A 13188-nucleotide genomic window follows, 5' to 3' on the forward strand; every position below is an offset into this window, starting at 1 on the left:
TTATTGTCAATGTGCTCCGGTCACAAAAAACGATACTAATAGACAGAAAAAAGGAATACCCTATTGCAACTTTTACTTATGTATACAGTTGTTAACTTAAAGGTTAATTAAATGTCACGGCAATCCCGAGGTTTACGCCTCATCACTCTACTTATATCGGTATTCTGTACCCTTTGGTTGATCATCGGCGGTGGCTGGTTGCTCTCCCTGGGCGGCAGTGCTTACTATCTGATCAGCGGCATCGCGATGGCGGTGTTTACTGTCATGCTGTTAAAGAAAAGAAGCTGTGCTTTTTATCTTTATGCACTCATCCTGTTAGCTACCGCTATCTGGTCCTACTACGAAGCCGGTCTTGACTTCTGGGCATTGGCACCACGTCTGGATATCTGGGTACTGTTCGGTATCTGGATGATTCTGCCGTTTGTCTACCGCCAGCTGGCAGCGCCTAACAAGAAATCAACCGCTCTGATGGTGATCGCGATTGTGATTAACCTGGCGATGGTGGTGACGGCGTTCTTCGGTAAGGATCCTCAGTCAGTCTACGGGACGCTGAACCTTCAGAACTCCGGTGTTGAGCAGCCAGGCGCGAATATGCCGGCAGCAAACTGGGAAGCTTACGGGCGTACTCAGGCCGGTGACCGTTATTCTCCGCTGAGCCAGATCAACGACACTAACGTTAAAAACCTGCAGGTTGCCTGGGAGTATCAGTCGGGCGACCTGAAGCGTGCGGATGATCCGGGTGAAATCACCAACGAAGCGACGCCACTGAAAGTCGGTAACCTGCTGTATACCTGTACTGCGCACCAGATCCTGGTGGCTATTGATGCAGCGACCGGTAAAGAAAAATGGCGTTTTGATCCGAAGATCAAATATAACCCGACCTTCCAGCACATGACCTGTCGTGGTGTTGCTTACCATGAAATTCAGCCAGCCGTTGCTCCGGGTAATGCCCCTGCAACTCCGGCAATGTGTTCGCGTCGTATCTATCTGCCAGTCAACGATGGTCGTCTGATTGCTGTTGATGCAGAAAGCGGACAGCTGTGTAAGGATTTCGGTGATAACGGTACGCTGGACCTGCAGCATCAGCAGCCGAACGCTTATCCGGGTGGCTATGAGCCGACTTCACCGCCGGTTATCACGAATAACGTGATTGTTATTGCCGGTGCAGTGACAGATAACTACTCAACCCGTGAGCCTTCCGGTGTTATCCGTGGTTTCGATGTGAATACCGGTAAACTGGTATGGGCATTTGACCCGGGTGCGAAAGATCCTAATGCTATTCCGGCAGACGGTCAGCACTATACGCCTAACTCACCTAACTCCTGGGCACCTGCAGCTTATGATGCCAAACTGGATTTAGTCTACCTGCCTATGGGTGTGACCACACCGGATATCTGGGGTGGCGATCGTACTCCTGAGCAGGAACGTTATGCGAGTGGTATCCTGGCGTTACACGCCTCGACCGGTAAAGAAGCCTGGTTCTACCAGACTGTCCACCACGACCTGTGGGATATGGATATTCCGGCACAGCCTTCGCTGGCGAATATCACCGATAAAGACGGTAAAACCATTCCGGTCATCTATGTACCGACCAAAGTGGGTAACATCTTTGTCCTGAACCGTGAAACGGGTCAGCTGGTGGTTCCTGCTACCGAACGTCCGGTACCTCAGGGTGCGGCAAAAGGTGATCACGTCTCTCCGACTCAGCCATTCTCGGACCTGACTTTCCGTCCTGAGGCCAAGCTGACCGGTAAGCAGATGTGGGGCGGCACCATGTTCGACCAGATGATATGTCGTATCATGTTCCATCGCCTGCGTTACGAAGGTACCTTTACTCCGCCTTCAGAGCAGGGAACCCTGGTATTCCCGGGTAACCTGGGCATGTTCGAGTGGGGCGGTATTTCAGTGAACGGTAACGACCAGTTCGCGATTGCTAACCCGATGCAGCTGCCATTCGTTTCTAAACTGATCCCTCGTGGTCCGAACAACCCGGAAGAACCTGGTGAAGGTGCCGCAGGTGGTTCAGGTTCAGAAGCCGGTCTGCAGCATATGTACGGTGTTCCTTATGGTGTTGAGCTGAGTGCATTCCTGTCACCATTAGGTCTGCCTTGTATGGAACCATCATGGGGCTTCGTTTCAGCGATTGACCTGAAAACCAACAAAATTGTGTGGAAAAAACGTATCGGTACTATCCGTGACAGCGGCGGTCCGATCCCATTACCACCAATGACTGTCGGTACCCCGATGCTGGGTGCACCAATCACGACGGCCGGTAACGTGTTCTTCATCGGTGCAACGCTTGATAACTACATCCGTGCTTACAGCGTACGTGACGGTAAACTGCTGTGGCAGGCTCGTCTGCCAGCAGGTGGTCAGGCAACACCGATGACCTATGAAGTAGACGGTAAGCAGTATCTGGTGATTGTTGCTGGCGGCCACGGCTCGTTCGGTACCAAGCTGGGTGACTACATCGTTGCTTATAAATTACCTTAAGTGTTAATGAGGCGGACCCCACAGGGTGTCCGCTGTCAGAGACCAGGTAAGCCATCCCCGCCGGCATGCAAATGTCAGCGGGGATTTTTTTTACCCTTTTCAGCGCGGCAGGCCCGGCGGTTCGTTCAGTCACTGTACGGCAGTGCCCTCTGGTATGTGCGGGTTGAGATTTCAGGATACGGGGGAGATGTTTAGCATGTCTGTGCTTTCCAGCGCGGCAGGCCCGTCGGCCCGGTCAGTCACTGTACGGCAGCGCATTCTGGCAGGAACGGGTACATATTTCAGGATACGGGGAGATGTTTAGCATGTCTGTGCTTTCCAGCGCGGCAGGCCCGGCGGCCCGGTCAGTTACTATACGGCAGCGCATTCTGGCAGGAACGGGTGCATATTTCAGGATACGGGCGGAGGTTTTTAGCATGTCTGTGCTTTCCCCGCGGGTGATCGCCCGTGGTTATAAGGCCGGGACGTTATTCTGTTGTCATTATTACTCAGATAAAACGAGGCGTCTCTTCTGCGTCCTTAATGCCCCCTAATCCTTCACTTTTCAGGTTGTGGCTTCCACGTTCTCCATTCGGGATATCCCGGCCGTTTGCTGTTTGGCTCAACCTCTGCATCATTCGTATTGCCGCTTCGCTTGCTGATCTGCGGGGCTGCGGTATTGTGTCTCCGGATTGCGGGTGGAAACACTACCCGAAGGACGCCCACGACTGATCCACGCCATTTCCGGCGCCTTTTACGTCATTCCGCTGTCTGCTTGTTGTGGTTTAACAGATTCTGACCGGCGGCAGGTGGTCTTAATGCGGTCCGTCTTTCCTGACCCTGCATATATTTTTAGCGTCATCGCAGGTCGGTATCGGGAAAATGCAGTGGCAGTGGCCGTAACAGGAGTGTGGCGTGTGACGGAGGGCCGCATAAACCGTCAGGGCACCAGAGTACCGGTAGCCCATCTTTCGCAGTAGTGCGCGGTGGATCAGCGAAACAACCCGCCGACCACTGACCTGCCGGATGTGCCTGAGCAGGCCGGGGAAGAGAAGTTAAGAGGATAACCCGCAGATACCCCGGGGGAGAGAGTATCCCGGCGTCTGCATTGCCGCAGTACGGCTAAGACAGGGGGCAGCGCAGGGATCACATGATCCCGGAGGCTGACGGGGAATGCCGCTCGCTACGTGAGGTGTCATGGCGGGCAGAAGAGGCTCCTCTCAGGGCCTGACAGCGCATGGCCTGACGGTAGGCGGTCGGAGTCTGATCGAACTGCCGGCGAAACACGCGTGAAAAGGTTTGCTGCGAATCGTAGCCAAACTGTAAGGCGATATCGAACACCGGCCGCCGTGTTTTACACAGGGCGTCTGCCGCCATTTCCAGACGCCTTTCACGGATATAGTCCCCGAGTGTCTGCTGTGTCACTGCACGGAACATACGTTGCAGGTGCCATTTCGAATACCCTGATTTGGCGGCGACTTCATCGATCGATAACTGTTTACCCAGATTCTGGTTAATCCACTGGGTGAGCGAATGAATGATCTCTTCTTGCATCATAGTCCTGTCCTTACGGCGATATCTGTACCCGGGTCGGGGGTTCGAAATATTCAACGGTCTAAAGTATAATTCCTCAAGTTAACTTGAGGTAAAGCATCAAATGAAAAAAGAGAGAAATTATCCTAAGCCGGTACTGACCCCCGGCGATGTGGCCAGGCGAAGCGGGGTGGCCGTCTCTGCGCTGCATTTCTATGAAAGCAAAGGGCTGATTTCCAGTACCCGAAACAGCGGAAATCAGCGCCGTTACAGCCGCGATGTACTGCGCCGGGTGGCGATTATTAAGGTGGCACAGCGCATCGGTCTGCCGTTATCCGAGGTCAGCGATAACCTGGCACTGCTGCCGGCAGATAAACGTATGTCGGCCAGTGAGTGGGAAACGCTGACAGGTTACTGGCGCGAGGAACTGGACAAACGGATAGAGTCACTGACGCGCCTGCGCGATGATTTGAATGGCTGTATCGGTTGTGGCTGTTTATCGATGCGGGATTGTCCGTTACGTAACCCGGGGGATCATTTAGCTGACAGTGGGCAGGGGGCGGTCCTGCTGGAACGCGGGCAGGAAGCGCACGCCGGGGGCCATTCCGCACCGCTGCCAGGCCGGCAAAAGAAGCAATTCCAAAACAAAGGTTGAAAGTCGCTCTTATAACCGGATAATCACCGACCTTTCAGGGCCGGTGACGAGTATTTCTCCTGCTCCGGCGACATCCGTCGCCATCCCAATAACACGCTGCTCTGACGACAGACGCATCACTAATAAATAATAATATATATACCAGAGGACTTTTTATGTCTTACGACCCGCGGCTATCTTCAGGACGGCTGGACAGGTGGTTTAAAATTTCTCAGCGAGGCAGCAGCCTGCGTCAGGAAGTGATTGCCGGGCTCACCACGTTTCTGGCCATGGTCTATTCAGTGATTGTTGTTCCGGAGATGCTGGGGGCCGCCGGATTCCCGCCATCGGCGACCTTTGTGGCGACCTGCCTGGTGGCCTGTTTTGGCTCTTTACTGATGGGATTGTGGGCAAACCTGCCACTGGCGATAGGTTGTGCTATCTCGCTGACGGCGTTTACGGCATTCAGTCTGGTGATTGGTAAGCATATCTCTGTCCCTGTGGCGACCGGGGCGGTGTTTCTGATGGGGGTACTGTTTACCCTGGTCTCTGTCACCGGCATTCGTGGGTGGATCTTACGTAATCTCCCCGCAGGCATCGCTCACGGGACCGGCGTCGGGATCGGGTTATTTCTGCTATTGATCGCCGCCAATGGGGTCGGGCTGGTGGTGAAAAATCCGGAAGCGGGTTTACCGGTCGCGCTGGGCCACTTTACCTCGCTCCAGGCCCTGATGGCACTTGGCGGACTCGCCGCCATTATCGGTCTCGAAAAGCGTCGTGTCCCGGGCAGCATTGTCTGGGTGATCATTGCCATTTCGCTGGCGGGATTGTGGCTCGATCCCTCCCTCCACTATCAGGGCATTTTTGCGTTCCCTCACCTGCAGGATGCTCAGGGGCATTCGCAGTGGTTTAGCCTGGACATTGCCGGGGCATTACACCCGGCCGTTTTACCGGTGGTACTGGCACTGGTGATGACCGCGGTCTTTGATGCCAGCGGAACCATCCGTGCCGTGGCGGGTCAGGCCGATCTGCTGGATGACGATGGACAAATCATCAATGGCGGAAAAGCACTGACCAGTGATTCGGTAACCAGCCTGTTTGCTGCGGTGGTCGGGGCTTCTCCGGCCGCGGTCTATATCGAGTCAGCGGCCGGGACGGCGGCGGGCGGAAAAACCGGGCTGACGGCGGTGGTGGTCGGGTTACTATTTTTAATGGTGCTGTTTATGTCGCCGCTGGCCGGGCTGGTTCCGGCGTATGCCACGGCTCCGGCGCTGATGTATGTCGGCCTGCTGATGTTAAAAAATGTCGCCAGGGTCGTTTCCGGTGACACTGTGGATACGATGTCGGGGCTGGTTACCGCGGTCTTTATTGTACTGACCTGTAACATCGTGACCGGCATTATGCTGGGCTTTGTCACCCTGGTCATCGGACGATTGTTTGCAGGAGAGTGGCGGAAGCTGAACTCTGCCATCGTCATTATCGCTGCCGCGCTGGCGATATTTTATGCCGGGGGCTGGGCGCTATAGCGCCCGTACTGACCGGGGATTAATCTGTAAACCGCTGGCAACGATGAGATTTCGCACATCAGGATGCGGGGTTTGTGGCTATTTTGTTTTACACTACCGGCATCCCGGAGATGTGATTTCAACATTTATCGCCGCAGAAGAGGCTAGAAAGCAAGCATGGAAATCTTCTTTACTATACTGATTATGACCCTGGTGGTCTCCCTGTCCGGGGTAGCCAGCCGGTTACTCCCTTTCCATATTCCTCTGCCACTGATGCAGATTATTGCCGGGGCCTTCCTTGCATGGCCTTCTATCGGCTTGCATGTAAATTTTGACCCGGATCTCTTCCTGGTGCTGTTTATCCCGCCATTGTTATTTGCCGATGGCTGGAAAACCCCGACCAGCGAATTCCTGCATCATGGCCGCGAAATTATCGGGCTGGCGCTGGTGCTGGTATTGATCACGGTGGTGGGGATCGGTTATCTGATTTACTGGACCGTCCCGGGGATCCCGCTGATCCCGGCTTTTGCACTGGCCGCCGTGCTTTCCCCGACGGATGCGGTTGCACTGTCCGGTATTGTCGGTGAGGGCAGGATCCCTAAGAAAATTATGTCGATAGTCCAGGGGGAGGCATTAATGAACGATGCTTCCGGTCTGGTGTCACTGAAATTTGCGGTGGCGGTTGCGATGGGAACGATGGTGTTTACCTGGTCCGGCGCCACCCTCGAATTTCTGAAGGTGGCGGCGGGCGGACTGCTGGCCGGTGTCGCGATTTGCTGGCTGTACGGTAAGTCCTTACGCTTACTAAGCCGCTGGAGCGGGGATGACCCGGCGACCCAGACCGTCCTGTTACTGTTACTGCCTTTCGCCTCTTATCTGATTGCCGAACACTTTGGCTTTTCGGGGATCCTGGCGGCTGTTGCGGCGGGGATGACCATTACCCGTTCCGGTATTATCCGTCAGGCACCGCTGGCGATGCGCTTACGTGCCAACAGTGTCTGGCAGATGCTTGAGTTTGTCTTCAACGGTATGGTCTTCCTGATGCTCGGGCTGCAATTGCCGAGTATTCTTGAGGCCTCTATCGTACAGGCCAATGCTGACCAGAATGTCAGTATCTGGATCCTGTTTATGGATGTCGGCATGATTTACATCGCGTTACTGGCCGTGCGGTTTGGCTGGCTGTATATCATGCAACGTTTCAGCCTGCGTCTGCTGAAGAAGAGCCCGCTGGAATTCAGCAACTATTCCCTCCGTGAATTATTAATTGCCACCTTTGCCGGTGTCCGCGGGGCGGTGACCCTGGCCGGTGTGCTATCTATTCCGCTGTATATGGTGAATGGCGATGCTTTCCCTGCCCGTTATGAACTGGTGTTCCTGGCCACCGGAGTGATTATGTTCTCACTGCTGGCCGGGGTGGTTATTTTGCCCATGTTGCTGCGGGGGATCCCGGGCATGGATAAAAGTGAGAATGCCCGCGAACTCAGGACGGCCAGAGCGGTGATGGCAAAAGTGGCTATCGACAGTTTGTATAAAATGGAAGAACGGCTGGCAAAAGACAGTGAAGAAAATATCGATCCGGATCTTCTGAAGGAAGTCAGTTCACGGGTGACCGGTAACCTGCGACGCAGGATCGACGGAAAGGAAGATCCTGAACGGGTACTGTTTGCGGAGAATCTGGAACGGCGTTTTCGCCTTACCGCATTACGTTCTGAAAGGGCGGAGGTGTATCATATGCGCGCCACCCAGCAGATCAGCAATGAGTCGATGCAAAAACTGCTGCGTGATCTGGACCTGCTCGAAGCCTTGCTGATAGAGAAAGAAGAGTAAGACAGACGGCCGGGGAACGGTGTTCCCCGGTCGGAGATCAGAGCCTTAACAGCGCAGAGCTGTCCGGCCAGTAGTCACGACAGCACTGGATCCATGCCCGGGTGCTGCTTGAAATGTAGTTACCTTCCCGCCAGACCAGGCCCAGTGTCCAGGTCAGTTCCGACTCCAGAGGCAGCCAGAGCAACGATGCCGGGTCGAGTCGCTCACAAATAGGTTCCGGCAGGATGGCTACGCCCATCCCGGCCTGCACCATCGTCGCCAGAAAATCCCATTGCCCGCTTTGGATGGCAATATCCGGCGTCAGCCCCTGACGCTGGAACGATTTACTGATTTGACGATTAAGCGAAAACTCTTCGTTGAATACCAGCAGCGGGTAGCGGGCCACCTCTTCCAGCGTCAGTCGCTCGCGCGCCAGCCACTCTTCGGTGCGTGGAACCAGTACACATAACCGGTGCTCTAACAGAGGCAGAACCTGCAGAGGGAATTCATTTTCTGCCGGCAGCGCGGTCATGGCAATATCCAGCCGTCCCTGCAGTACGGCCTGTTGTGCCGCCAGCCCGCCGAATTCGGAAATTTTAAGTTCCACCCCCGGGTAACGCTTATGGAAGGCAGAAATAGAGCCGACAATCTGCATACCGACCATCGGCGGAATACCCAGCCTGAGCTCACCGGTTTTTAACTGATTGATATCGCCAATTTCTGCTTCCAGCTGGCGGAACTCCTGCAGTATGGTTAGCCCGCGCTGGTAAACCGCTTTACCGCTATCGGTCAGGTAGAGTTTACGTCCCTCCCTTAAAAGCAGGGTGCATCCCAGTTCTTCTTCCAGCTGACGCAGCATCTTACTGATGGTCGGCTGAGTGACATATAACTTCTCTGCCGCACGGGTAAAACTCTGCTGACGGACCACTTCAGTAAAGTAGCGAATCGCCTTTACATCCATAAGTATTCCTAAATGGCATGGTTAAGATAATTTTAGTTCATTTTATTCACCCGGTGACCAGGTTGTATACTTCCTGTATCAATTATTCATGAGGAGTTCACCATGCTTGCAGCCCTTCGTTCACAGCGGCTGACAAAATTACCCCATTTGTTGCAGTTGCCTGTGCAGGTACTGATTTATATTGGTCTGTTCTTATTTTCTGAACAATTGGTGGTCTGGCTACATATTCCCCTGCCGGCGAATATCGTAGGCATGGTACTTCTGCTGTTTCTTATTGTGAGCCGCATCCTGCCGCTGAAATGGGTAAAAGCAGGGTCGAACTGGCTACTGGCCGAAATGTTACTGTTTTTTATCCCTGCCGTGGTGGCCGTGATTAACTACGGTCCGTTGTTACGTCAGGACGGTGTGCGTATCTGCCTGGTGATCGCTATCAGTACCATGCTGGTACTGGCGGCGACTTCGCTGGTGGTACAACGTATCTACCAGTATGAAATCGCCCGTGCAGAGCGTAAGCTGGCTCGCCATGAGTGATTTTATCGTAAGCGTTCTCTGTTTTGTGCTGACGTTACTGGTCTATTACGTGAACAAGCGGCTCTATACCCGCTGGCGTACCCTGCTCCTGATGCCGCTGGTGATGACTCCGATGGTACTGGTGGTGATGTTGCTCATTACACATATTACCTGGAAAGATTATATCGCCGACAGCCATTGGCTGATCTGGTTACTGGGTCCCGCCACACTGGCGTTTGCGGTGCCGGTGTATGAGAACATGGCGATTATCAAACGTCACTGGATGTCACTGACCGCGGGGGTGATCACGGCAACCCTGGTCGCCGTCTGTACTTCTGTCTGGCTGGCACGGTTATTTACCCTGCCGGTGGAAATCCAGCGGAGTCTGGCGGTACGCTCAATTACCACGCCTTTCGCGTTGGCGGCCGCCAAGCCGGTGGGAGGACAGCCGGATCTGGTCGCACTGTTTGTGGTGCTGACCGGGGTGTTTGGTATGGCAATGGGGGATTTTCTGTTTCTGCGTATTGCGATCAAACAGGGGATGGCGAAGGGTGCCGGCCTGGGGGCCGCATCACACGGTGCCGGTACGGCCAGAGCTTATCAGATAGGCCCTCAGGAAGGCGTGGTCTCCAGTCTGGTGATGATGCTGGCGGGGGTGGTTACGGTACTGGCTGCACCGATCATTGGTCATGTGATGTGGACGTTAAAAAGCTAAGGCATTTCAGAATATGACGAAAGTTACTTCCGTTAACTTATAAACCTGTTGCCGGTAGTTTTCCTTGCTGTTCAAATACTCGCGTAGCACGTCTTTTAATTTTTCGGGAGTAATATAATGAAAAAAACAATCCTGGCCCTCGGGCTGGCCGGTCTGGTGACCAGTGGTATGGCACAAGCCGTCGAAGGAAGTGTGGATGTCGGAGAACACAGTACTAACCTGAGTGTGGGGCTTGGCAGCCAGTCTCCGGGACTGTTCCTGAAAGGAAACTGGTTACGCAGTAATGATGATGGCAGCGTCAGTGGTGCCACATTAGGTTATAACCTGTCTGTGGGTCCGTTTAACGTCTCTCCGGCCGCGAAAGCACTGTATACCCATCCGTCAGATGGCAAAGATGGCTTCACCGTTGCTGTCGGTTCCGGTGTCAGCTATCAGCTGAACAGCATGTGGGGCGTGTACGGTGAATATTACTACGCACCAAAATCATTCTCTGACCACCTGGAACGTTACCAGCAAGCCGGTGGCGGAATCAGCTTCAGCCCGATTTCTCTGGTGAGCTTACGTGCCGGGTATCAGTATGTGGGTCTGAAGAACACCAACAATAATAAGGATAACGTACTGGTCGACGGTCCTTATATCAGCGCTTCCGTCAGCTTCTGATGAATGTCCCGCGGAAAGCTATTCCGCGGGATGTGCGCAGGGACGCCACTGGCGTCCCTGCAGTCAGCCCTTTCAGGGCATGTTAATCGTCTGTTGTTCTTCCAGTAATCTCTCAACGACCCCCGGGTCTGCCAGTGTCGAGGTATCGCCCAGTCCTGAGGTTTCTCCGGCCGCAATCTTACGCAGGATCCTGCGCATAATTTTCCCTGACCGGGTTTTCGGTAACATCTCTGCCCAATGTAAAACGTCCGGAGTCGCTATCGGGCCGATTTCTTTACGCACCCAATGGCGGACTTCGGTATAGAGTTCCGGTGTCGGTTCCTCGCCGGCATTGAGCGTTACATACGCATAGATGGCCTGGCCCTTGATAGCATGAGGAATGCCGACGACCGCGGCTTCGGCAATTTTAGGATGTGACACCAGGGCGGACTCGATCTCAGCAGTGCCCAGACGGTGCCCGGAAACATTTAAGACATCATCCACCCGACCGGTGATCCAGTAGTCTCCGTCGGCATCACGGCGTGCACCGTCGCCACTGAAGTAACAGTTTCTGAACGTCGAGAAATAGGTTTGTTCAAAGCGTGCGTGGTCCCCGAACAGAGTCCGGGCCTGACCCGGCCAGGAATCGGTGATCACCAGGTTCCCTTCACAGGCCCCTTCCAGCGTTATACCGTCGTTGTCCAGTAAGGCGGGCTGCACCCCAAAAAAAGGACGTGTCGCCGACCCGGCTTTCAGTTCGGTAGCCCCCGGCAGCGGGGTAATCATTAAGCCGCCGGTTTCTGTCTGCCACCAGGTGTCGACAATCGGGCAATGGCTGTTGCCGATGGTGCGGTAATACCATTCCCAGGCTTCCGGGTTAATCGGCTCACCGACGGAGCCCAGAATGCGCAGACTGTCACGCCGGGTGCCGGCAATGGCACTGTCCCCTTCAGCCATCAGCGCACGGATTGCCGTGGGGGCCGTGTAGAGGATGGACACCTGGTGTTTGTCGACCACCTGTGCCATCCGGGCCGGTGTCGGCCAGTTAGGGACACCTTCAAAAATAAGGGTGGTCGCGCCACAGGCCAGCGGGCCATAGACCAGATAGCTGTGTCCGGTGATCCAGCCGACATCTGCGGTACACCAGTAGATATCTTCAGGATGATAATCAAAGACATATTTGAAGGTGGTTGCGGCGTAGACCAGGTATCCGCCGGTCGTATGCAGTACGCCTTTGGGCTTACCTGTGGACCCCGAGGTGTAGAGGATGAAGAGCGGGTCTTCCGCATTGACCGGCACCGGTGTGTGTTCTGTACCTGCAGAGGCCATCAGTTCATGCCACCAGAGGTCACGGCCGTCCTGCCATTCGCCAGGTGTTCCGGTGCGTCTGAAGACAACGACCTTTTCGGCGCTGGTGACCGTCGGGTTCTTCAGGGCTTCGTCGACATTTTTCTTCAGCGGAATAGGGCGTCCGGCCCGGAGACCTTCGTCGGCAGTGATGACGATTTTGGCGGCGCAGTCTGTAATACGACCGGCCACGGCATCCGGCGAAAAACCGCCAAAAATAACGGTATGAACGGCGCCGATACGGGCGCAGGCCAGCATCGCGATGGCGGCTTCCGGGACCATCGGCATATAAATGGCGACCACATCGCCTTTTTTCACGTTCAGCGCCGTCAGCATATTTGCTGCGCGGCAGACCTGCTCATGCAGCTGATGGTAAGTCAGTTGCTGGCTCTGGCTGGCATCGTCGCCTTCCCAGAGGATAGCGATTTTGTCGGGATGAGTGGCCAGATGACGGTCAATGCAGTTAGCCGCAAGATTGAGTGTCCCGTCTTCGTACCAACGGATGCGTATATCACCGGGGACAAACGAAGTATTTTTTACTGTCTGATAAGGCGTGATCCAGTCGAGGATTTTTCCCTGCTGGCCCCAAAAAATATCCGGTTGTTCCACGGACTGCTGATACATCTCAGTATATTGCCCGGCGTTAATCAGCGCATTTTCAGCAATTCCCGGCGGGATGGGGTGTTTATAATTGTGGCTCATAGCAGGTTTCCACGTTTATTTGTTGGTTTTATGTTTATACAATGTTACTCAAAAGATGTTAAAAGAATGTATTGCATTTGAGTGACTGATCACGCAGAGGAGAAAAGTCATATTATCAGGCGGTAAATCCCTAAACTGTAAATTAACGATTGAAAGTAACAGTTATTAGCCGTTCCCGGGAATCACTCTGTAAATCTATAAGATTTATGAATTTTATTGTTAAGATGTCTGGCCGCTGAGACGGGAATACGCAGTCTGTTATCCCTTTTTATAACAGATACTTATATCAATCCGCGGGATCCTGAATGGCCTGTCCGTGTTAAGTTATCTTTTTACAGACTTCGGAATAAGGTTGCCAGAACCG

General features: G+C 54.1%; 10 protein-coding genes. 7 read left to right on the top strand and 3 right to left on the bottom strand.

The features are described from left to right. The first annotated feature begins 111 nt into the window (after positions 1–111). Positions 112–2493, top strand: a complete 2382-nt coding sequence (locus tag ABD035_RS00480; RefSeq protein ID WP_343866811.1) for a glucose/quinate/shikimate family membrane-bound PQQ-dependent dehydrogenase — start codon at positions 112–114, stop codon at positions 2491–2493. A gap of 1125 nt (positions 2494–3618) precedes the next feature. Here ABD035_RS00480 and soxS read toward each other — a convergent pair. Next, complete coding sequence (soxS, locus tag ABD035_RS00485) at positions 3619–4029, bottom strand: superoxide response transcriptional regulator SoxS (RefSeq protein WP_212714095.1); 411 nt, start codon at positions 4027–4029, stop codon at positions 3619–3621. A 100-nt stretch (positions 4030–4129) separates the two neighbouring features. Between soxS and soxR the strand changes: the two genes are divergently transcribed. The 3 genes from soxR to ABD035_RS00500 all read left to right on the top strand — a co-directional run bounded on the left by soxR (position 4130) and on the right by ABD035_RS00500 (position 7971). Continuing rightward, complete coding sequence (soxR, locus tag ABD035_RS00490) at positions 4130–4660, top strand: redox-sensitive transcriptional activator SoxR (RefSeq protein ID WP_212714096.1); 531 nt, start codon at positions 4130–4132, stop codon at positions 4658–4660. A 155-nt stretch (positions 4661–4815) separates the two neighbouring features. Beyond that, a complete protein-coding gene (locus tag ABD035_RS00495; protein WP_212714097.1) occupies positions 4816–6165 on the top strand; it encodes an NCS2 family permease in 1350 nt (449 codons plus the stop codon). 156 nt (positions 6166–6321) lie between these two features. Beyond that, positions 6322–7971, top strand: coding sequence for a Na+/H+ antiporter (locus ABD035_RS00500; protein ID WP_343866815.1), 1650 nt, complete (start codon positions 6322–6324; stop codon positions 7969–7971). 37 nt (positions 7972–8008) lie between these two features. Here the strand turns inward: ABD035_RS00500 and ABD035_RS00505 are convergent, their stop codons facing one another. Next, positions 8009–8911, bottom strand: coding sequence for a LysR family transcriptional regulator (locus ABD035_RS00505; protein WP_343866817.1), 903 nt, complete (start codon positions 8909–8911; stop codon positions 8009–8011). 102 nt (positions 8912–9013) lie between these two features. On the opposite strand from ABD035_RS00505, the gene ABD035_RS00510 reads away from it, so the two are divergent. The 3 genes from ABD035_RS00510 to ABD035_RS00520 all read left to right on the top strand — a co-directional run bounded on the left by ABD035_RS00510 (position 9014) and on the right by ABD035_RS00520 (position 10796). After that, entirely contained in the window at positions 9014–9442 is a 429-nt protein-coding gene (locus ABD035_RS00510) for a CidA/LrgA family protein (RefSeq protein WP_212714100.1), read from the top strand. Next, a complete protein-coding gene (locus ABD035_RS00515) occupies positions 9435–10136 on the top strand; it encodes an LrgB family protein (protein ID WP_343866820.1) in 702 nt (233 codons plus the stop codon). Before ABD035_RS00510 ends, ABD035_RS00515 begins: the two co-directional genes overlap by 8 nt. Positions 10137–10253: 117 nt before the next feature. Further along, a complete protein-coding gene (locus ABD035_RS00520) occupies positions 10254–10796 on the top strand; it encodes a YfaZ family outer membrane protein (RefSeq protein WP_212714102.1) in 543 nt (180 codons plus the stop codon). Positions 10797–10868: 72 nt separating this feature from the next. Here the strand turns inward: ABD035_RS00520 and acs are convergent, their stop codons facing one another. Continuing rightward, the gene (gene acs / locus ABD035_RS00525; protein WP_343866823.1) at positions 10869–12824 is read right to left on the bottom strand and encodes an acetate--CoA ligase; all 1956 of its coding nucleotides are present in this window, start codon (positions 12822–12824) and stop codon (positions 10869–10871) included. Positions 12825–13188: the final 364 nt, after the last annotated feature.

Origin of the sequence: Tatumella terrea (assembly GCF_039523755.1) — a bacterium.
GTDB classification, from domain to species: domain Bacteria; phylum Pseudomonadota; class Gammaproteobacteria; order Enterobacterales; family Enterobacteriaceae; genus Tatumella; species Tatumella terrea.